Source organism: Pseudovibrio flavus (assembly GCF_009711345.1).
In the GTDB taxonomy this organism is placed as follows: Bacteria; Pseudomonadota; Alphaproteobacteria; order Rhizobiales; family Stappiaceae; genus Pseudovibrio; species Pseudovibrio flavus.
The window spans coordinates 1-21,273 of record NZ_SMMA01000055.1 but is presented as its reverse complement, the minus strand read 5'-3'; the positions used below and the strand labels follow the sequence as shown (position 1 = coordinate 21,273).

The 21,273-nt window shown below is 53.6% G+C and carries 19 protein-coding genes and 1 tRNA gene; 8 read left to right on the top strand and 12 right to left on the bottom strand.

The window, feature by feature from the left end; translation table 11 throughout:
- Positions 1-3 precede the first annotated feature (3 nt).
- Both E1162_RS04715 and pyk read left to right on the top strand, forming a co-directional pair.
- The gene (locus E1162_RS04715; RefSeq protein WP_257098676.1) at positions 4-426 is read left to right on the top strand and encodes a DUF1036 domain-containing protein; all 423 of its coding nucleotides are present in this window, start codon (positions 4-6) and stop codon (positions 424-426) included.
- Positions 423-1,850: a pyruvate kinase gene (pyk, locus tag E1162_RS04710; RefSeq protein WP_155127574.1), complete on the top strand. Its 1,428-nt coding sequence runs from the start codon at positions 423-425 to the stop codon at positions 1,848-1,850. Before E1162_RS04715 ends, pyk begins: the two co-directional genes overlap by 4 nt.
- A gap of 79 nt (positions 1,851-1,929) precedes the next feature.
- Here the strand turns inward: pyk and E1162_RS04705 are convergent, their stop codons facing one another.
- The 4 genes from E1162_RS04705 to cpdR all read right to left on the bottom strand — a co-directional run bounded on the left by E1162_RS04705 (position 1,930) and on the right by cpdR (position 3,678).
- Entirely contained in the window at positions 1,930-2,640 is a 711-nt protein-coding gene (locus E1162_RS04705) for a tetratricopeptide repeat protein (RefSeq protein WP_257098675.1), read from the bottom strand.
- A gap of 149 nt (positions 2,641-2,789) precedes the next feature.
- Positions 2,790-2,915, bottom strand: coding sequence for a type B 50S ribosomal protein L36 (gene ykgO, locus E1162_RS04700; RefSeq protein ID WP_155127568.1), 126 nt, complete (start codon positions 2,913-2,915; stop codon positions 2,790-2,792).
- Between the two features lie 198 nt (positions 2,916-3,113).
- Positions 3,114-3,188, bottom strand: a tRNA-Val gene (locus tag E1162_RS04695).
- A 130-nt stretch (positions 3,189-3,318) separates the two neighbouring features.
- The gene (cpdR, locus tag E1162_RS04690; protein ID WP_155127565.1) at positions 3,319-3,678 is read right to left on the bottom strand and encodes a cell cycle two-component system response regulator CpdR; all 360 of its coding nucleotides are present in this window, start codon (positions 3,676-3,678) and stop codon (positions 3,319-3,321) included.
- A 214-nt stretch (positions 3,679-3,892) separates the two neighbouring features.
- Here cpdR and E1162_RS04685 point away from each other — a divergent pair, with 214 nt between their 5' ends.
- Positions 3,893-4,804, top strand: coding sequence for an N-formylglutamate amidohydrolase (locus tag E1162_RS04685; protein ID WP_155127860.1), 912 nt, complete (start codon positions 3,893-3,895; stop codon positions 4,802-4,804).
- A gap of 372 nt (positions 4,805-5,176) precedes the next feature.
- A complete protein-coding gene (gene hisN / locus E1162_RS04680; protein ID WP_155127562.1) occupies positions 5,177-5,965 on the top strand; it encodes a histidinol-phosphatase in 789 nt (262 codons plus the stop codon).
- Positions 5,966-5,968: 3 nt separating this feature from the next.
- Here hisN and E1162_RS04675 read toward each other — a convergent pair whose 3' ends face one another.
- From E1162_RS04675 to E1162_RS04665, 3 genes are all read right to left on the bottom strand, one after another.
- Positions 5,969-6,943, bottom strand: a complete 975-nt coding sequence (locus tag E1162_RS04675) for an alpha/beta fold hydrolase (RefSeq protein ID WP_257098674.1) — start codon at positions 6,941-6,943, stop codon at positions 5,969-5,971.
- A gap of 121 nt (positions 6,944-7,064) precedes the next feature.
- Complete coding sequence (locus tag E1162_RS04670; protein ID WP_155127559.1) at positions 7,065-7,418, bottom strand: hypothetical protein; 354 nt, start codon at positions 7,416-7,418, stop codon at positions 7,065-7,067.
- 147 nt (positions 7,419-7,565) lie between these two features.
- Complete coding sequence (locus tag E1162_RS04665) at positions 7,566-7,949, bottom strand: PepSY domain-containing protein (protein ID WP_155127556.1); 384 nt, start codon at positions 7,947-7,949, stop codon at positions 7,566-7,568.
- A gap of 280 nt (positions 7,950-8,229) precedes the next feature.
- Between E1162_RS04665 and E1162_RS04660 the strand changes: the two genes are divergently transcribed.
- Both E1162_RS04660 and E1162_RS04655 read left to right on the top strand, forming a co-directional pair.
- Complete coding sequence (locus E1162_RS04660) at positions 8,230-8,691, top strand: Hsp20 family protein (RefSeq protein WP_155127553.1); 462 nt, start codon at positions 8,230-8,232, stop codon at positions 8,689-8,691.
- A 193-nt stretch (positions 8,692-8,884) separates the two neighbouring features.
- Positions 8,885-10,339: a hypothetical protein gene (locus E1162_RS04655; RefSeq protein ID WP_155127550.1), complete on the top strand. Its 1,455-nt coding sequence runs from the start codon at positions 8,885-8,887 to the stop codon at positions 10,337-10,339.
- Positions 10,340-10,378: 39 nt separating this feature from the next.
- Here E1162_RS04655 and E1162_RS04650 read toward each other — a convergent pair whose 3' ends face one another.
- From E1162_RS04650 to E1162_RS04630, 5 genes are all read right to left on the bottom strand, one after another.
- The gene (locus E1162_RS04650) at positions 10,379-11,413 is read right to left on the bottom strand and encodes a threonine aldolase family protein (RefSeq protein ID WP_155127547.1); all 1,035 of its coding nucleotides are present in this window, start codon (positions 11,411-11,413) and stop codon (positions 10,379-10,381) included.
- Between the two features lie 40 nt (positions 11,414-11,453).
- A complete protein-coding gene (locus E1162_RS04645) occupies positions 11,454-12,053 on the bottom strand; it encodes a DoxX family protein (protein ID WP_155127544.1) in 600 nt (199 codons plus the stop codon).
- A gap of 23 nt (positions 12,054-12,076) precedes the next feature.
- Positions 12,077-12,862, bottom strand: coding sequence for an HvfC/BufC N-terminal domain-containing protein (locus E1162_RS04640; RefSeq protein WP_257098673.1), 786 nt, complete (start codon positions 12,860-12,862; stop codon positions 12,077-12,079).
- Complete coding sequence (gene bufB, locus E1162_RS04635; protein WP_155127538.1) at positions 12,849-13,733, bottom strand: MNIO family bufferin maturase; 885 nt, start codon at positions 13,731-13,733, stop codon at positions 12,849-12,851. The genes E1162_RS04640 and bufB overlap by 14 nt, the downstream gene beginning before the upstream one ends.
- A gap of 82 nt (positions 13,734-13,815) precedes the next feature.
- Positions 13,816-14,115, bottom strand: a complete 300-nt coding sequence (locus E1162_RS04630; protein ID WP_155127535.1) for a BufA1 family periplasmic bufferin-type metallophore — start codon at positions 14,113-14,115, stop codon at positions 13,816-13,818.
- A 643-nt stretch (positions 14,116-14,758) separates the two neighbouring features.
- Between E1162_RS04630 and gltB the strand changes: the two genes are divergently transcribed.
- Both gltB and E1162_RS04620 read left to right on the top strand, forming a co-directional pair.
- Positions 14,759-19,438 carry a glutamate synthase large subunit gene (gene gltB / locus E1162_RS04625; RefSeq protein ID WP_155127532.1) on the top strand — a complete coding sequence of 1,560 codons (4,680 nt, stop codon included), beginning with the start codon at positions 14,759-14,761 and terminating at the stop codon, positions 19,436-19,438.
- Between the two features lie 11 nt (positions 19,439-19,449).
- Positions 19,450-20,883 carry a glutamate synthase subunit beta gene (locus E1162_RS04620; RefSeq protein WP_155127530.1) on the top strand — a complete coding sequence of 478 codons (1,434 nt, stop codon included), beginning with the start codon at positions 19,450-19,452 and terminating at the stop codon, positions 20,881-20,883.
- Positions 20,884-21,273 lie beyond the last annotated feature (390 nt).

The following is a 21,273-nucleotide window of genomic DNA, read 5'->3' as shown; positions in this document are numbered from 1 at the left end:
CTGATGATCGGGATTGGCGCTGCCGGTTTTGTTTGGCTCGGCGCGCCTGGCGAGGCCAGAGCTGACCTCCGCGTCTGTAACAAGACGGAGGGTTCGGTAAGCATTGCAATTGGTTACAACGACAGCGGCGAATGGGTCACCGAAGGTTGGTGGGAGCTAGGCAAAGCCGATTGCCAGACCATTATTCCCGGCGATCTTCAGGCCCGCTATTATTACATTTACGCTGCGGACAATGAAAAGATTGGCGAATGGAGCGGAAAGGCGTACATGTGTGTACGCCAGAAGAAGTTCACAATTCGCGGAATTGAGAACTGCGTTGCTCGCGGATACGAGCGCGTTGGTTTTTTCGAAATAGACACTAACGAGCAGAGCAGCTGGACTGTGCAGCTGACTGAGCCAATACAACAAGGAACTGGTGGACAATGAAGCGCAATAGACGGGTCAAAATCCTCGCAACCCTGGGCCCGTCCTCTTCCAACAAGGACATGATCAAGAAGCTGTGGCTCGCTGGCGCGGACGTATTCCGCATCAACATGAGTCACTCCAGCCACGAAGTGCTTAACAACCTCGTTAACACCATTCGTGAAGTTGAGCAGGAAGTCGGCCGTCCAATCGGTATTCTTGCTGACCTGCAGGGACCAAAGCTTCGTGTTGGTACTTTCGAAGGCGACCAGAAAGTTATGCTCGAAAACGGCGCAACTTTCACTCTGGACGCTGACAGCACCCCAGGTGATGTTACCCGCGTTTACCTGCCGCACCCAGAAATCCTGGGCAGCCTTGAAGTAGGTCACCGCCTTCTTCTCGACGACGGCAAAATCAGCCTGCGCGTAACCAAAGCATCCCCTGCAAGCTGCGAAACCATTGTTGAAGTGGGCGGCAAGCTTTCCAACCGTAAGGGCGTAAGCTGCCCTGACACCGAAATCCCTGTTGGCGCTTTGACCGACAAAGACCGCAAGGATCTCGTTGCAGCTCTTGAAGCAAAAGTTGACTGGGTTGCTCTGTCCTTCGTACAGCGTCCAGAAGACCTCGTAGAAGTACGTGAAGTTGCTCAGGGCCGCGTTGGCGTTCTGGCGAAGATCGAAAAGCCACAGGCTATCGACCGTCTCCCAGAAATCATCGAGCTGTCCGACGCTATCATGGTTGCACGTGGTGACCTTGGCGTTGAAATGCCTCTGGAACAGGTTCCAGGTCTGCAGAAGCGCATGATCCGCGCTTGCCGCAAAGCAGGTAAGCCTGTTGTTGTAGCAACCCAGATGCTCGAAAGCATGATCACCGCTCCAGTTCCTACCCGCGCAGAAGTGTCCGACGTGGCAACTGCTGTGTTTGAAGGCGCTGACGCAGTTATGCTTTCCGCTGAATCTGCTGCTGGTCAGTTCCCTGAAGAAGCTGTTGCGACCATGAACAAGATCGCTATCGAAGTGGAAAAAGACACCCACTTCCGCGGCATCATTCACGCACAGCGCAACGAACCAGAATCCACTGGCTCCGACGCTATTACTTGTGCAGCTGCACAGGTGGCAGAAACCCTCGACGTTGCAGCTATCGTTAGCTACACCGCTTCCGGTTCTACCGCTCTGCGCGCTTCCCGTGAGCGTCCAAGCACCCCGATCATCGCTTTCTCTCCAGAAGCTGAAACCGTACGTCGCCTGACCCTCGGCTGGGGTCTGCACTGCGTTGCTTCCATGGATGCAGCAAACGAGCAGGATCTGGTTGAACGCGCATGTGAACTGGCAGCTCGCGAAGGCTTCGCACAGCCAGGTCAGCGTATCGTAGTTTCCGCTGGTGTTCCTTTCGGCACCCCAGGTTCTACAAATATGCTGCGCATCGCATTCGTTGGCGAAGAACACTAATTTTTTGCCGACAATCTAATCGATTGAATACCCCCGCAAGGCAACTTGCGGGGGTATTTTCGTTTAGCTTCACAAAAGGTTAGATAGGCTGCTTCTTGAGGGTCACACGAAGCTCTTTAATAGCCTCCTGAGCGCTCTTTTGCATGGGATTGATGGTGAGCACATGCTCAAACACATCCAGCGCCTGCTCGGGCTCTTCGATCCGCCGCAAGATCATACCCAAGCCCGTTAGAGCAGGAAAATGGCGCGGCTCCAGAACAAGTACGCGCTCGATATCGGCAATCGCCTTGCCGTAATCCTCTCTGAGGTAATGAACAGTCGCACGGCGATTCCAAGCCTCGACAAACTCCGGTTTGATCCGAATAACGCCATCAAGCAGATCTAGCGCCAATGGTAACTGACCCGCCCGAATAGCCTCACCAGCGCGCTTCATCAGCAAATCGGCGGTAGCACTACCTGAATGCAGCAAAAGCCCCTGTATCCGCACAGAAATGCCCTCTGCAACCCGCTGCTCATCCGCGTCTCGCAAATCATTGAAGAGCTTATCTAGAAGGTCCGCGCGCGTTGTGCCGGCACCAGCCTCCCCTTCCCCCTCAGCAGGAGGCACATCCTCTTCAATCGGATTTTCAAGATTGGGATGCTGGCCATATTCCTCCAAGGATGGAGGCATAACCCGAGGATCGGGCAATTGAACGCCATCGTTCGCTCCAGCGGCCGTTAAACCACCTAACAGGCAGCAAAGACCGACCGTTGTAGACGCAACAAACTTGGCTTTGAGGGAATAGGACATCGCCTTTCGTTCTCGTAAGGAACGAAGCGGTAGAGATGCAACACAAGATACAAACGCAAAAAACCGCATTAGGAGAGCATCTCACTTCCTAATGCGGTCTTCAACCCTAAGAAAAGCGGGTCACTTCAAAAGAGCCTTAGCTCTTTATATTAGCCCTGACGAGCTTTGAAGCGAGGTGCTTTCTTATTAATGATGTATACGCGACCACGACGGCGAACCATGCGGTTTTCACGATGACGACCCATCAGAGCCTTGAGAGAGTTCTTAATCTTCATTGTCTTTTCCCCTGGTCGGGATGATTTCCTTTGGACCCTGACCAAGCATGATCCGCCAACAAAAATAGCGCCTAGGCGCCGATGGAACCCCTGATAACACTCCGCGCAGCATAAAAGCAATTCACTTTTCGCGGCGCAGGTAATGTATCGAGGCATCTGAGTGAGAGACGTATCCCGGATGCCGTATCTCACCGAAAATGGTGGGCGTGACAAGGATCGAACTTGTGACCCCTACGATGTCAACGTAGTGCTCTCCCGCTGAGCTACACGCCCTAATTTCGTTGCAGCCGAACCGTTACCGGCCCGTTTTGCTGCGGTGGAGAGCCGTATAAGGGCTATTTTGAAACGGCGCAAGGCCAAATTCAAAAAAAGCGGGCTTATTTCCACATCAGCCCTGAATTTCTTAGGCTACCAACATTCTTTCCACTTCCTGAACCAGATCCCTTAGGTGAAATGGCTTGGAAAGGACCTTGGAATCCTTTGGCGTTTTGGAATCAGGATTCAGCGCTACAGCCGCAAAACCTGTAATAAACATAACCTTTAAGTCTGGATCGAGCTGCGTTGCTTTGCGCGCAAGCTCAATGCCATCCATCTCGGGCATAACTATATCTGTTAGCAACAAGGTAAAAGGTTCTTCGCAAATCCGCTCGTACGCGCTCCGGCCATTATCGAATGAGACAACGTCATAGCCGGCCCGCTCAAGAGCCTTGGCTAGGAACAGACGCATATCATTGTCATCTTCCGCAAGCAGAATTCGAGACATCTATTAGTACCAATCCGTCGTATGAGGTAACGATAAACAACCCTGAGGTTGTCAGAATTTCATCTTATAACTTAGTAGGCTCGACAATATACATAGAATCACTAGTATTTGATTTGAAAGCCAACCAACTGTGGACATTACCTTCGCTCTGCAGGCATGACAACTAAACCAAAAAGGGAGGCGTCGTTTGTCGGCAAGACAAAGTGCACAAGAAATGAAGATTGTTGAAGAGTACAACAGCCATCCATCTCACGCTGAACAGTGTGAGCCGTTTGAGCTGACTGCTCCTTCTTACTGGCGTGTACCGTTCGTTTTCAATTCTCCGCACTCCGGCCGCCATTACCTTAAAAGCTTTGTGGAAGCATCGCGTTTGGATCACCATCAGATCCGCCGCTCTGAAGATGCCTTCCTCGACTTGCTTTATGCTGACGTCCCGTCTTTGGGCGCTCCGTTACTCAGCGCAAACTTCCCTCGTGTCTATCTAGACGTGAATCGGGAACCGTATGAGCTGGACCCGAAGATGTTTGTTGGCCGTCTGCCAAGCTACGTTAATTCTCGTTCTTTGCGCGTTGGCTACGGTCTTGGAACCATCGCAAAAGTGGTTAGCGAGAAGCGTGAGGTCTACCGCCACCGTATTCCGGTGGAAGAAGGGCTGGAGCGAATTGATACGCTCTACAAGCCTTATCATGCTGTTTTGCTTGGCCAACTTTCCGCATGCAGGAAAAAATTCGGGCACGCTATCCTTGTTGACTGTCACTCCATGCCTTCCTGCTCTCAGGCTAAGGTAACCGGCAAGAAGGCAGACATCATTCTAGGGGATCGCTATGGCAGCAGCTGCGCGCCGGAGCTGACATACGCAGCCTACGAGATTCTTTCCGACCTGGGCTTCCACGTTGTGAAAAACAAGCCATACGCTGGCGGTTTTATCACCGAGCATTATGGAAGACCGGCCAAAAACATCCATGCGCTGCAGATCGAGGTGAATCGCGCCCTGTACATGGATGAGGAAAACCATCGCCTGCACGATGGGCATCTAGATGTGAAGAAGCGTCTGTTCCGCTTTGCAAACGAGTTTATGCATTACGGCCTGACAGACTTTGGCTCGCTTGCAGCCGCTGCTGAGTAAACCTCAACCGGCATCCTTCCAAAAAAAAGGCCGCCCATTCTATCGGCGGCCAAAAGTCTAGGGAGGAAACGCCCAAGGAGGGCGAAGCGGTATAAATACCGCACTGCAATATAATTAGTTTGCATCGCAGCATTGTCAAGGGCTTTTACGCACTCCAGTATAAACTTGGGGTAGAGAAGAGCAGTCGTGGAGATCGCTTACCCTGCACTCCTGCCCGCACAGCAAATCCGGCTTTGAAGTGGCCTGACTTTTAGGTTCCCTCATCGTTTTCCAGAGGGTCGCCTCTAATCCTTGCCTTAGCCGTTTACCCCTCACCGTTTTCCGCTTAGGTTGCGCCTACAACATCCTCTTAATCTCAAGGCGCATGATCCCATGCTGAACACACCCGTTCCTATTGAGTTTCTTCACGAGCTTGCAGACGCCGCCGACAACGAAACCATGAAGCATTTCCGCAGTGGTTTCAGCGTGGACAACAAGCTGGAGCAAGGCTTCGACCCCGTGACCGTTGCCGACCGTGATGCTGAACTGGCCATCCGTGCTCTCATCAACGAGCGCTATCCAGACCATGGCATCATCGGTGAAGAACACGGCCGCATGAACGAAGACAGTGAGAACGTGTGGGTTCTTGACCCTGTAGATGGTACACGCGCCTTTATCACGGGCATTCCGCTTTGGGGCTCTCTTATCGGCCTGCGCCACAAGGGCAAAGCACAGCTAGGCATGTTAAGCCAGCCATATGGCCGTGAGCGCTACTGGGGAGACACACAAACAGCTTGGTACAAAGGCCCCGTAGGCGAGCGCCAGTTGAAGGTGCGTAGCTGCTCAGACCTTTCCCAAGCGATCATGCTCACGACAACGCCTACCCTCTTCACCGAGAGCGAGCGCCCAGCCTATGACAACATCGAACGGCAAGTTCGCCTCGCCCGCTATGGCACAGACTGCTATGGCTACGCGATGGTTGCGGCAGGGTGCGCTGACTGCGTGATTGAGTCCGGCCTACAGATCTATGACATCCACGCCCTTATTCCAATTCTGGAAGGCGCAGGCGCTCTCGTTACCAACTGGACCGGTGGCAACTGCGAAAACGGTGGCCGTGTCGTGGTATCTGGCGATCCACGCTTGCACGACCAACTACTCAAGGAACTGTCGCAGGTTAAATAGGCGCTAATCTCCAGCGCCTGGAATAAACGCATCAAACGCGGCCCAGAACTGCTCTCGGAACCAGTCGCGCTCCATCATGATTTCATGGTTGGATCCGCGGACCTGCAAAAAGCCGAGCGCGGGGCTCGTCCTGCAAAGCTCTTCGGCCGCATCACTGGAAACGATGCGGTCGGCACCGGCAGTAATCACAAGTGATGGTACGTCGAGGCTGAAGCCGAACCGCTCCTCTTTGAACTTGGCAAGAGCACGCGAACAGGCATGGAACCAGCCGATCGTCGGCGAACCCACACCAAGCGACGGATTTTCTTTCAAAATATCGACCATGCGCTTGAAGCGGCGTTCGTCGCTTGTCTGCTTATTCTCTTCAAAATCGCAGTAGAGGCTGCTGTTGCCGCCCGGTACATAACGCCCATTCATGCCGATCCAAATGAGAGACTGGGCCAAAAGACGGCTAGCACGAAGAGCGCGCCTGTTCATTTCAAGCTCAATGAGAGGGGAAGAGAAGACCGCACGATCAATCATGGTCTTCAAGCGCTTATGCGCCAGTAGTGCAACTGCACCGCCCGTGGAATGGGCAAGAAGATAATGCGGGCCTGGACAATTGCTCAGCACAACCTCTTCCATGATGCAAAGCAGGTCGGTGACATATTCATCGAAACTATCGACATGGCCACGAAGCGGGTCTGGTAACAGCCGTTGAGAGCCACCCTGCCCGCGCAGGTCAAAGGTCACAACGTAAAACCCGCGTGCCTGAAGCTCGCTGATCACCTCGAAATACTTCTCGATGAATTCTGCGCGCCCCTGCACCAAGGTGACAGTGCCCTTCAGGCCACCACCGGTTGGGGCAAAACGTGCCCACCGCAACGAAACACCATCCTTGGTCTTTACCGAACCAACGGTGCTGTTTGCAGGAATAGGGTTTCCTTCGCTTGCGGTCAGCTCCATCGCCAATGCCGTGCCTTTAAGTTTTTGCAACATAACTCAGGTGATACCCTTCCCTCATAAAGAGACGCAACCGGAGATTTCTGAATAGCGCAGGAACGTGACAGCCGACAGAGCTAAAAAATAGCCCCCTCAAATTTTGAGGGGGCTAAATCGGTTAGCGAACGCGGACTTCGCTGAGAATGCGACCGTTGCGAGCACTCACAACGATACGCCAGGTGTGTGCGCCCAGTTTGGTGCGGCTTGCACGAACGACCCAGCGGTCACCACGGCGTTCGATGCTCTTGATCAGAGCATAACCCTGACGGCGAACGATACGGCGAGCTTCCTTACGGTTTACGCGGTGGTGAACCGGATAGTGAACCTCAACCATGTTCATGGAGGCGACATCAGCAGCAGATGCAACAGCAGGTGCGATTGGCAGAGCCTGCGCCGCAAACGCAGGAACAGCCATAGTGGAAGCAGCAGCAAGTAGGATAGACGCGCTCAGGCAACGACGAAGTGACAACATTTTCTTACCGATTTTTTGTTAATTTAATCTTGGATTTGTTTTTCTGAATGTTGGTATAGCCCGCCCAGTTTGAACGCTTTCGGAAGCACTCGTTCATCTAGCGTTCATGATGCAGTGGGCGGGTATAACTTTTGAAAGTAGAGACACTTAGTGCCAGTGGCCGTACCAGCCATAGTTTGGTCGTTTGTGGATTGGGCGCACCGCAATAACCTGACCGTTAAAGGCATTGATTACGATGCGTGCGCGGTAACGATGCGGGGCCTTGGCACGCACAACGTAAACGTCGCCTTTGTCACGAACCGCCAAGATTTTGCGAAAGCCCATTCGCTTGGCAATACGCACAGCGCGGCGCTCGGAAATTCTATGTCCGCGCCACTTTCTGTGATGAACCTGTTCAACGTTTGCAGCGATCTGAGTCTGGGACGAATTTGTTAAAACGGTTGGCAGAATTTCTGCACTGGCCCCGTTCATGGTCATGCCGCCAGAAATCAAAATACCCGCGATCTGGGCTACGATAATGTTCTTGCGCATCTTCCGGCTCCTCCAGCTTGGGATCACAAGTGATCAATTGAAGCCAAGGTAGCGCGGGCTCTTTGAACCGAAGCGGAAGCAACTGTTCATGTACTATTCAGCGGCGAATTAATTTTTCTCCACCTCTCTTGAAACCGGAAAACCCCATCATAAATGTTTAGGTACAGGCGCCGAAGACGGGTCTGTTACCGGCTCATTCGCCACGAATGGGAATGGTCGGAAAGACTGAACCAAGGGGCAAATAGCCTCCAATCTTTGTTGCTCAAGAGAGGACAAAACCATGAGACATTTTGATTTCACACCGCTGTACCGTTCAACCGTCGGGTTTGATCGACTGTTCAATCATCTGGACTCCAAAGGTGGAGAACAGAACTCCGCTTACCCCCCTTACAACATCGAGCGGACCGGAGAGAACAAGTACCGTATCACCATGGCAGTTGCGGGCTTTAAGGAAAGTGAACTGAGCATCGAAGTGAAGGAACACTCCCTCACAGTTCGCGGCGAAAAAGCTGCCGAATCCGGTGACAGAGAGGTTCTGTATCGCGGAATCGCCTCCCGAGCCTTCGAGCGTCATTTCCAGATCGCCGAATACGTAATCGTATCCAGCGCTTCCTTGGAGCACGGTTTGCTTCACATTGATCTGCTTCGCGAGCTTCCAGAAGCTGCAAAACCTCGCCGCATTGAAATCAAAGCTGGCGAAGGCACAACACCTAAGCAGATTGAAGGTGAAAGCACGCACTAAAATAAAAGGCCGTTTCTGCCTTCCTCCTGGTCGCGACTCCCACTGATTCTCCCCGTCAGGCGACCAACACCCCATGCGCCCCGTTAATCCCGAACGGGGCGCTTTGCGTTTGTGCTTCACAAGCAAGCGCCCTGCCCGTCTTCCTAATGAGGTTTTCATTTTGCCAATTGGCATTTTATGAATGGAGGGGAAGATGCAGGCTCCCATTATTTTGTATGGCAGCGCGGTACAAGATGCGCGCAACATTTTAAAATCCGCCCAGATCTCAACCATGGTGGAAGTTCTGAGATCGGCTTTGTTTTCATCAACCGCGTCGCAGTCCAGTTACTTTTTCTCCGCGAGCGCCTTTGCCAATACCTTCAAAACATGGCTAACGGGCCTTGCTCCGGCTGATCCGCCGAAAGCTGCAAAAGAGGCCCTCGACAATGCAATAATGCGCCTCAACCAATTTGATAGCGCTGATACGATCTACGATCTCTTTGCTATTGGTGACGCGCTAAGATATGCGGGTGAGTACATCGAGAACCTCGGCAAGGATAACCCGCTGAACGAATTTAGAGATGGGTTACGCCCGCAGCCAGCTTTCAACAAGCAAACCAATCGTGCTCGCGTATCCATTCAAGACTTCCCCCTTAGCGGATGGCCTGATTTGGGCATTTTCAAAAACACGCTGATGGATAGAAGTGTCGTCGCCTACATGGAGCGATACTATGGCCCTTACATTGGAGCCGATATTTCCGGCACCACAACTGATGCGTTGGCAGTGCTCGCCTATTACTGGAAAGATAAATTCAGCAAGCCCAGTTTGGTAGAAGGCGCTAAAGCGGCGATCAAACAAGGCGATGAACTCATACCAATCGCAACAATGGTACTGCAGTATCATCATACGTTGATGGAGACGGGCCTAGCGCTAAGCCTCGCATCAAAATCCATGGAAGGCCAGCCTAGCGACGCCGCTTTACAGTCGTTCAATTTCTACGACTTTTCTACGCTTACCAATAACTCCACTGTGTCTGCGGTTAAGGCCGTAACAGACAACGGCAATGCAACGCTGGGAAAAGACCTAGCAGGCTGCGGCCTCGTGATCCTTCGAGACCTAACGGATATCGATGGCAGCCCTTTTGCAGACGTGGAGATTGCCGCGCTCATCCCAAAACCTGACACCTCCAAGGTTTTCAACCTTGCTAAAGCCTATCCCGCCTTCTCGCAAACGCGGCAACGACAAATGATGAGCAGCACAGGCTATCACTATGACGACAGGCCCCCGAGCCTTGCTGCAATCGCCTCACAGTATCTGCAAGAGCTAGGCTTCGGTGATAATGCAGATCTGGCAAGTGAGGCATTCAACAAACTGATCAAAATGAATTCGCTTGAGTTGAAGCAGGCAAATAGTGATGGCGACCTTAAGACCTATTCTGACCTTGGGGATGCACTCAAAGCGATCAATGCTGCAGGTGGGCAGGTTCAAGGAGTTCAGGCCGTTCAAATGGTGCAGCCTCAGCTGCAATCCAGCCAGCAAACCGACGCGGCCAATGGTAACCAAGCAGCTAGGCAGACAAGTGCAGCACCAACAGATGACCTTGTAAACGGCGTGAATCCGAAAACGCTGAAAGCAGCGCTTGAGCTAATGGCACTCGCACGCCAGTAACAAAAAAGGCGCCCCACGGGGCGCCCTTTCAAATGCTTATCAGTCAAGAAGGCCCAACAGCCGCATTACCATGTCCTGCGTTGTCGCAAAGCTGGTCACAAGGCGGATCATAACTTCACCTTCAGAAAGCCCTTCAGCAGGCCATTCATAGAAGCCAACACCGGCTTCTTTGAACTTTTCAGCCTGTGCTTTGGAGATGATCGGGAACACTTCGTTCGACTGAGGCCAAACCGGAAGACGCACACCTTCAGCAGCACTTAGGCCCTTTGCAAGGACCTGCGCCATCTGGTTAGCGTGACGGGCACTTTCCAGCCAGCCATCATTTTCGAAGTAACCTTCAAACTGCGCAGAAATGAAGCGGCTCTTGGAGAAGAGCTGAGCAGAGCGCTTGCGAAGGTATTCAAAGCCGCGGCTTTCGGAAGGGTTGAAGAAGACAACTGCTTCCGCACACCAGCAACCGTTCTTCGTCGCGCCGAAAGACAGAACATCAACGCCCTGCTTCCAAGTCATTTCCGCTGGCGTTGTATCCAGAGAAACCAGCGCATTGGCAAAACGAGCGCCGTCCATGTGCAATGGCAGACCGCGAGACTTTGCTGTTTCGGAAATCGCACCGATTTCGTCCAGCGTGTAGAGCGTTCCGATTTCGGTTGCCTGCGTAATAGAAACCGCAGCAGCCTGACCGTGGTGCACAACGCCTTCCGGCACAGCGTTCATTGCTCGTTCAAGACCGGTTGGCGTGATTTTGCCATCAGCACCGAAAATCGGGAAAATCTTGTTTCCGCCGGTCGCGAATTCTGGTGCGTTACACTCGTCAACGACGATATGCGCTTCGCGGTGAGCGAAGATCACGCCACCCGGGCGCGCATACTGTGCAAGCGCAAGCGAGTTCGCCGCCGTTCCGGTAGACACCAGAAACACCGCAACTTCCCGCTCGAAGATTTCATTGAACTTCGCTTCAATGGACCGACTGAGCGGATCTACACCATAAGCGGGGGCAAAGCCGCTAGTGTGGCGTGCAAGTGCAGCCATTACTGCCTCTGTCGCGCCAGCCCAATTATCACTCGAAAAAATCATGCGCTCGACATATCACGTAAATACTGGCACGCAAGGACAATTACGCGCCGCCTACCTCGGTTTTTCCGCGTGGATGATCCTTCGTCCCACTGGAGAAAATCGCGTCAAGCGACAGTGCACCAGCGCCACGCACCACAAGGTAGAGAAGTACAAAACCCCAGTACATTCTTTGATCTAGAATTAAACCAGAAGGATTGCCGTCAAACAGTCCGCCGATAGCAGTTGCATCCGCGCCATGACCCACAATATCCACATAGCTCATCACGATGAGAAAGCCGATCATGCCAAGGCTGGCAGCCCGCGTAAACAGCCCCAAAACCACAAGAGCGGGCAGGATAATCTCGGCCAGCGTTCCTGCAATAACAATCAAGCCGTAAGGAAAGAAGGCAATAGCCGTGGTGTCATATCCGGCGGCCTCGGTTATCTGCGGCAAAATCTGCGCATACGCTCCGGTCGTCGGTTCCAGAAATCCGAAAAGTCCAGGACCTATCTTGGTCATCGCCGAATTCCAGAAATAAAGGAGCAATGTGCTTGCAAACACAAACCGCGCCACAGCTCCTAAAAACCAATCTCCGGCAAGCCGCTCAATGCCATAAAAGAAGCCATTATAAAGTCCGGCAAAAAATCGAACGATACCCATAGTAGTTCCTCTTCACTCCGGTTTTATTTCCTAATTTCAAGGTCTTGAAAAACTTGCGCGGCCAGCAGCGCCTGAAGCGCTCTGTTGAGATCAAAGCCGCCTCCGCCGGAAGCTGCTAAAGTTGCCGCCTCCCCAAGTGTTCGCGCCTCAAAAAGCGCTGATGCGAATGTGAAATCAGCAGGCTCAATCCAAGCGATGTTGACCGCAACTTCCGGTCTGCAAACCACTACGGCTTGAGGCCTTTGCTCACTGTTCTCCATCTGCGCAAACTCTCTGTTCTGCAGGAAGATGCTCGCAGCCGGAAACTCGGAAAAATGAAGCGACGCTGAAGGGTGAGGCACAAGAACGACCCGCGGCATGTCCTCAGGCGAAACTGACGCCAACTTCTGCGCATCCAAAATGGGCGCATCAGCACTGTGATAGGCGCTCAGCCATGCCCATTCTATGCGGGCAACATCTGCAAGGTAGGGATAAGATGCCAGCGGCGGAAAGCTTTGAATGAAATCAGCAAACCCGCCTCCATATTCGGAAAGGACGGGCTGTACCGGAGGGTGATGGCGAATAAACTCTGCCGCGAGCGCCTTGAAGTAGTCCGCTCCCAGCAATCTCTGGATCGCAGGGAAATTGGCAGCCAAAGCACCAACAAGACTGCTAACCACGTTATTGCGGTAAACACCGTACCGTTTGGCAGAAACTTCACCATCACGCCCCAGAACTCCCTCGGGAACGGCGGCAGATGGATTGAGAAGCCCCTCAGCAAAGGCATGCTCTACATTCAAATGGACGCTACTGTGCTTATTCTGCTGCAACAGGCTGCCCTCCATTTTCGTGAGCACGCAAAATCTCGTCGGCTCTCTGGGCTTCGGCGGACAAAACAGCCCATGTCGGGATATCGCTATCCCATTCAATCAAAGTTGGGCGTGCGCCAATGCGCTTGATTGTCTTGGCGTAGAGTGCCCAGACCGGATCGCTGACTTCCCTGTCATGAGCATCAATCAGCAGTGTATGGCCGAATTCGTCTTCATCAGGCGCATGACCGCCTAGATGGATTTCACCAACATGGCTTACCGGAAACGCTTCCAAATACTCTTCCGGCGAGTACCCATGGTTGGACGCCGAAACAAAAACGTTGTTCACGTCCAGCAGCAATCCGCAGCCGGACCTTTTTGCGATCTCGCGCAGAAATTCCGTTTCTTCCAGCTCGCTTTGTTCAAACACAACGTAAGTCGATGGATTTTCCAGCAGCATTTGCCGACCGATAACCGACTGCACCTCATCGATGTGCTCAACTACCCGCGCTAAGGTCTCGCTGGTGTAGGGGAGCGGAAGAAGATCATTGAAGTAGGCAGGCTGATGAGATGACCAAGCCAGATGCTCGCTAAAGAGCCCCGGTTGATAGCGATCATGCACCTGCTTCAAACGTGCAAGGTGGTCTTTATCAAGCGGCCTTGCCCCGCCGATGGAAAGTCCAACCCCATGTAGAGACAATGGGTAGTCACGCCGGATAGCCTCAAGATAGGCATGTGGCGGTCCGCCTGCGCCCATATAGTTTTCGGCATGAACCTCAAAGAAGCCCATAGATGGCTTCTGTTCCAGAATATCGTGATAATGCTCGGCCTTCAGCCCTACACCACTTCGGCTAGGAACCTTTATAACCTCATAGGGTTCACGATCTGACATAACGCCCATCCCCTCAAAACAAACCAAAATGACCAAAGGCGGCAGAACACCCGCCGCCGCAGTCATCTAGACAACTAGATAATTAAGCTTTCGGCAGATCACGGTCCAAAGGAGCCAATGAGCCCTTACGGCCATCTGGAAGTTCCATTGTTTCGCAAGTGCCTTTTGGTACGAGGGTCCAAGCGTTACCTTGATAGTCTACGGTAGAAGTGCCCGCGCATGTGGTGCCAGCACCGGCCTTACAATCGTTCTTACCTGCCATAGACACGCCATAGCACTTCTCTTTTGCTTCGGCATGGGCAACGGTTGGGGCACTCATACCAGCCACGGCGGTAGCTACTGCGCCTGCAATTACGGCTGATGAGAGAATTTTCGTCGACATTCGTGGTCTCCTCCGGATCGAGTGAAAGCAACAATAATTTTGCTGCATGTCCAAAAGTTTGGCGACTTTCCTGCTCAACAGGAAATCAAAGCCCCGTTACATTCACGCGAGCGGCATGATAAAAAAGGAAATATCAGACTTAAAACTGTAACTTTAGGGAAGTTTATTTCACCTAAGGCAAACAGGTTCCAATTTTCATTCAGATTTTGCATAAAATTGAAACCCTATACCTACAACTGCCCTAATACCTCGCATATTAGCAGTTGCACAAACTCTGGCTTATCAATTAAATATAGGACAGCTCTCCTGTCCTTTGAGAGGTAGGTGATTAGCCTTATTGTGTGCTAGGATCACTTCGAAGGTCGGAAGACACCGCTCGAAATCAACTTTGATCACAAAAGTTGTGAGCGCCTAGACGGCACCGCGAGCCGACCAAATGACACGAGGAAACCCGACCAAGCGGGTTCCCGATACAATCGCTCTTCATTCGACAGATCCGAATTGCCGGACTTCGAACGAGCCGCGTGGGTTTAACACGCGACCCGAACGGGAAAGTTGCCTGAAGAGCACAAAAAGTAACGTTGCGCAGCCTGAGGCGCTTAGGGGCAAAAGGCGGCGATGTAAGTATGAGGAAACGGCACCCATGACGAGAGCAACCTCAGTAGGCACCGTTCATGAGAAACGTCGCGAAGCAGCGCGCAACGGTCTCTACATGCCCCAAAAGGAGCATGATGCCTGTGGTGTAGGCTTCATCGCCCAAATGAAGGGTGAGAAATCTCATAGCATTGTCGAAAACGGTCTTCAGATTCTGGAAAATCTCACCCACCGCGGTGCGGTTGGCGCAGACCCTTTGATGGGTGACGGCGCCGGAATGCTGGTGCAGATCCCCCACGAGTTTTTTAAGGAAGAGACGCGAGAATGCGGCTTCACATTGCCGGAGGCGGGAAAATACGGCGTTGGCTTCTTCTTCCTGCCTCAGGATGAAGAGCGCCGCAAAGCCTGTATTGCTGAAATTGAAGGCTGCGTGAAAGCAGAAGGCTTTGACATTCTTGGCTGGCGCGATGTGCCGGTAGACAATGCCTCCCTTTCCAAAGAGCCGGATGTTGCAGGCACAGAACCAGTTTCCCGCCAGCTCTTCATTACGACGCCCGATCTTGTCAGTGGTCTGGATATTGAGCGCCGTCTTTATGTGCTGCGCAAGGTTATTTCCAACAGCATCCGCGCCAAATCCGATGCGGTAGAGCACGGCTATTACATTGTCTCGTTCTCCAGCCGTACCATCGTCTATAAAGGCATGTTCCTAGCCTATCAGCTTGGCGCTTATTATGCAGATCTCAAAGACCCGCGCTTTACATCGGCACTAGCCCTTGTTCACCAGCGTTTCTCCACCAACACGTTCCCTTCATGGGATCTGGCGCACCCGTACCGCATGGTTGCCCATAATGGTGAGATCAACACCCTTCGCGGCAACGTTAACTGGATGGCTGCGCGTCAGGCTTCGGTCTCCTCGCCGCTATTTGGCGAAGACATCTCCAAGCTCTGGCCGATCTCCTATGAAGGTCAGTCCGATACGGCGTGTTTTGACAACGCACTCGAATTCCTCGTCATGGGCGGGTACTCCCTCTCTCATGCAGCGATGATGCTGATCCCTGAGGCTTGGGCAGGCAACCCGCTGATGGACGAAAACCGCAGAGCCTTTTACGAATACCATGCTCAGATGATGGAGCCGTGGGACGGACCGGCAGCGGTAGCCTTTACCGACGGCCTGCAAATTGGCGCGACGCTGGACCGTAACGGCCTGCGCCCTGCCCGCTACATCGTGACTGACGATGACTTTGTTATCATGGCATCCGAGGTCGGCACGCTGTCTATCCCAGAAGAGAAGATCGTCGAGAAGTGGCGTCTGCAGCCGGGTAAAATGCTGCTGATCGATCTGGAAGAAGGCCGCATTGTTTCCGACAACGAGGTCAAGCACCAGCTTTCTACCGCAAACCCTTATAAGGATTGGCTGTACCGCTCACAGATCGTTCTGGAAGACCTGCCGCAGGTACGCGAGCGTGCACCCGTTGCCGGTGAAACGCTGCTCGACCGTCAGCAGGCCTTCGGCTACACACAGGAGGACCTGAAACTCCTCATGCAGCCAATGGCAACCATTGGTCAGGAAGCAATCGGCTCCATGGGCACCGATACCCCAGTTTCGGTCCTCTCTGACAAATCGAAGCTGCTTTATACCTACTTCAAACAGAACTTCGCGCAGGTAACCAACCCGCCTATCGACCCGATCCGCGAAGAGTTGGTCATGAGCTTGATGTCGTTCATCGGCCCACGCCCAAACCTGTTTGACCTGAAAGGCCTTTCCAACTCCAAGCGCCTTGAGGTTCGCCAGCCGATCCTCACCAACGCTGATCTTGAAAAGGTACGCGCCATTGGCGAGCGGGAGGACAACCAGTTCCAAACCCAGACGCTGGATATCACCTATCCATCTGAAAAGGGCGCGGAAGGCATGGAGTTGGCGCTCAAGGCGCTATGCCATGCTGCAGAAGAAGCCGTTCATGCAGGTTTCAACATTATCATCCTGTCTGATCGCCTCATCTCCCGTGCCCGCATTGCCATTCCGGCGCTGCTGGCAACAGCGGCTGTCCATAACCACCTGATCCGCAAGGGCCTGCGCACCTCAGTTGGCCTTGTGGTTGAAACAGGTGAAGCCCGCGAAGTGCATCACTTCTGCGTTCTGGCAGGCTATGGCGCGGAAGCGGTGAACCCTTACCTTGCCTTTGAAACTCTGCGCTCCATGCATGCAGAAGGTCTGCTGCCAGAAGAGGTGGACGAGCAGGAAGTCGTCACCCGCTACATCAAATCCATCAATAAGGGCATCCTCAAGGTTATGTCCAAGATGGGCATCTCCACCTATCAGTCATATTGCGGCGCACAGATTTTTGACGCTGTTGGCCTGAATAGCGCCTTTGTAGAAAAGTTCTTCTTCGGCACTGCAACGACCATTGAAGGTATCGGCCTTACTGAGGTTGCCCGCGAGACAGAAGAGCGTCACCACAACGCGTTTGAAGATATTCCAATCCTACGCCGCTCGCTGGATGTTGGCGGTGAATACGCCTACCGTATCCGCGGTGAAAGCCACATGTGGACGCCGGATAACATCGCCCATCTTCAGCACGCCGTTCGTCAGAACCTGCCGGAGAAATACCGCGAGTTTGCCAAGGAAGTGAACGAGCAGAACGGCCGCTACACCATCCGTGGCCTGTTCCGCATTAAATCCGCGAACGAGCTGGGCCGTGAACCGATCTCGATCAATGAGGTGGAATCGGCGGAGGAGATCGTAAAACGCTTTTCTACCGGCGCGATGTCCTTCGGCTCTATCTCTAAAGAGGCGCACTCCACACTGGCCGTTGCTATGAACCGAATAGGCGGCAAATCCAACACCGGTGAAGGCGGTGAAGAGCCAGAGCGCTTCAACCCGTTGTTTGACGGCTCTGCCAACCCTGAGCGTTCTGCAATCAAACAGGTTGCCTCTGGCCGCTTTGGTGTGACCACCGAGTACCTCGTCAATGGCGACATGATCCAGATTAAGGTGGCACAAGGGGCAAAACCCGGAGAAGGCGGCCAGCTGCCGGGCCACAAGGTTGACGCTGTTATCGCCAAGGTGCGCCACTCCACACCGGGTGTGGGGCTTATCTCGCCGCCGCCGCACCATGACATTTACTCTATCGAGGACTTGGCGCAGCTGATCTTCGATCTGAAGAACGTAAACACGGCGGCGGATATCTCCGTCAAACTGGTGTCAGAAGTTGGTGTTGGCACTGTTGCAGCAGGCGTTGCAAAGGCCCGTGCAGACCACATCACCATATCCGGTTATGACGGCGGCACTGGCGCATCCCCGCTCACCTCGCTTAAGCACGCAGGCTCGCCTTGGGAAATGGGCCTAGCTGAAACGCAGCAGACCCTCGTTCTAAATGGCCTGCGTTCACGCGTTGCCCTGCAGGTAGACGGCGGTTTGCGTACGGGCCGCGATGTGGTCATCGGCGCTCTGCTGGGGGCTGACGAATACGGCTTCTCAACCGCACCGCTGATTGCAGCGGGTTGTTTGATGATGCGCAAGTGTCACCTCAATACCTGTCCGGTTGGCATTGCCACCCAAGACCCTGTCTTGCGCAAGCGCTTTAAAGGCACCCCAGAGCATGTGATCAACTACTTCTTCTATGTGGCGGAAGAAGTGCGTGAGCTGCTTGCTGAAATGGGTATGCGCAGCCTTGAAGAGATCGTCGGTCACTCCGATTACCTCGATAAAAAGCAGGCAATTGACCATTGGAAAGCCAAGGGTCTGGACTTCACCCGCATTTTCTACCGTCCTGACGCATCGGACGAGAAGAGCCGATGGACAGAAACCCAGAACCACCCGATTGATGATGTGCTGGACCGCAAGCTTATTGAGCAGGCAGCCCCTGCCCTTGAGCGCAAAGAACCGGTTTCCATTACACAGACAATCAAGAGTTTGGACCGCTCCGCTGGGGCAATGCTTTCCGGTGAGGTGGCAAAGCGCTATGGCAACAAGGGCTTGAAGAACGACACCATCCACGTGTCACTGAACGGTGCCGCCGGTCAGGCGTTCGGAGCCTTCTTGGCACGCGGCATCACGCTGGACCTTGAGGGCGATGCCAACGACTACGTCGGCAAGGGCCTTGCCGGTGGCCGTATCATCGTGCGCCCACCGCACAACACTCGCATCAAGCCAGAAGAAAGCATCATCGCCGGTAACACCGTGCTTTACGGTGCAACCGAAGGCTCCTGCTACATTCGCGGCGTCGCAGGTGAGCGTTTTGCGGTTCGTAACTCCGGCGCCACCGCTGTCGCTGAGGGCGTAGGCGATCACGGCTGCGAGTACATGACGGGCGGCGTTGTAATCGTCATCGGCCAAACGGGCCGTAACTTCGCGGCTGGTATGTCTGGCGGTGTGGCTTACGTTCTGGACGAGGACAACACGTTCCGCAGTCGCTGTAACCTTGCCATGGTGGACCTTGAGCCGGTCACGGAAGAAGATGATCTGCTTGAAAAGCTTCACCACCACGGCGGCGATATTGAGCACAAGGGCCGTGTGGACCTGAAAGCCGATATGACCGCCCACGATAACGAGCGTATCCAGTCGATCCTCAAGGATCACATTACTTACACCGGCTCCCAAAAGGCTCAGGCGATTTTGGAGAACTGGGAGGCCTACCGCTCCAAGTTCGTAAAGGTAATGCCGGTTGAATATCGCCGCGCACTTGAAGAAATGCAGAAAAACCGCCTCGGCATGGCCGCAGCTGAGTAAAGGGGAGCGATATGGGAAAAGTTACCGGTTTTCTTGAAATCGACCGTCAGGAACAGAAGTACCAGCCAGCGGCTGACCGCATCCGGCACTTCCGTGAGTTTACCGTACCGCTGCCAACCCAAGAGGTTGAGCGACAGGCAGCGCGCTGTATGGACTGTGGCATTCCGTTCTGCCACGGCCCGACTGGCTGTCCGGTTAACAATCAGATTCCAGACTGGAATGATCTGGTCTTCTCCGGTGATTGGGAGGAAGCGGCACGCAACCTGCATTCTACCAACAACTTTCCGGAGTTCACAGGCCGCATCTGCCCAGCGCCATGCGAAGAAGCCTGCACGCTAAACTTGGAAGACATTCCTGTTTCCATCAAAACTGTAGAACAGGCTATCGCTGACCGAGCATTTAAAAGCGGCTGGATCAAACCGGAACCAGCAGCCCATAAAACCGGCAAGACCGTTGCGATTATCGGCGCAGGTCCTGCGGGTATGGCAGCAGCGCAGCAGTTGGCCCGCGCGGGTCATACGGTTCACGTTTACGAGCGTGAACCAAAAGCTGGCGGCCTTCTGCGTTACGGCATTCCAGACTTTAAAATGGAAAAACACTACATCGACCGCCGCGTCGAGCAGATGGAAGGTGAAGGCGTTACCTTCCACTACGGCTGCGAAGTTGGCAAGGACATGACCATGCAGGAGCTGCGTGAACGTCATGACGCCACGCTGATTTGCGCTGGTGCCGAGCGTCCGCGCGATCCAAACCTTCCGGGTATGGACCTGAAAGGCGCCATGTACGCCATGCCTTACCTTGTACAGCAGAACCGACGCGTTGGCGGTGAGCCTGCAGGCAGGGAAGAACCAGTATGGGCGGGCGGCAAGCACGTTGTTGTTGTTGGCGGCGGTGATACGGCCTCAGACTGTGTGGGAACAGCCTTCCGTCAGGGTGCGCTCTCTGTGACCCAGATGGACATTCGTCCGATGCCACCGGCCAAAGAAGACAAAATGGCCTTCTGGCCGTATTGGCCTACAAAGTTCCGCACGTCCACCTCTCAGGCAGAAGGTGCAGAGCGTGAATTCTCTGCGGCAACGCTGGAAGTCGTTGGCAATGAGGACGGCGAAGTGGTCGGCGTAAAATGCGCCCGCGTTGACGAAGCTCGTAAGCCACTGGCTGGAACCGAGTTCATCTTGAAGGCAGATTTGGTTCTGGCGGCAATTGGTTTCTCTGGTCCTGAGATGAACACCTACATCAAGGAAGCTGGCGACGATCTGGAACTGGATGCCCGCACCAACGTGAAAGCAGACACGGACAGCTACGCCACCAGCATGGAAGGTGTGTTTGCAGCAGGTGATGTGCGCAAAGGCCAGTCTCTGGTTGTTTGGGCTATTCGTGAAGGCCGTCAGGCCGCCCGCTCTATCGACGAGTACCTGACTGGCAGCTCCAACCTACCGCGCTAAAGGTCTTCATAACGGAAGAAATATGACGGCTCTCTGGCGGTGAAGCGCAGGGAGCCGTTGCCATTTGGTGCTCCGTTATTCTGCGACGGCGTATACTCTCATCTACAGTTAGACCGCGATGCTATGGAGGTTATCCTTTCCTTCCAGTTCGATAGGATACCGGCCCACGCTTGCGCTTGTCCCGTCTGACAAGCGTGGATGCAAAACCACTGTTCGAGGCTGAGACAAAGGCCTTGCTATCAATTCGCCTTTGCCGGTCTTAGTTGCGTACCTGCTCCAAGCCAACATCGTTACGAAGACGATCAGGCCAGTTTCCGCTCTCACCCGTACAAACTCAATGCTCTACCTATGCACTTAATGGCTGGATGCCGGATCAAGTCCGGCATGACA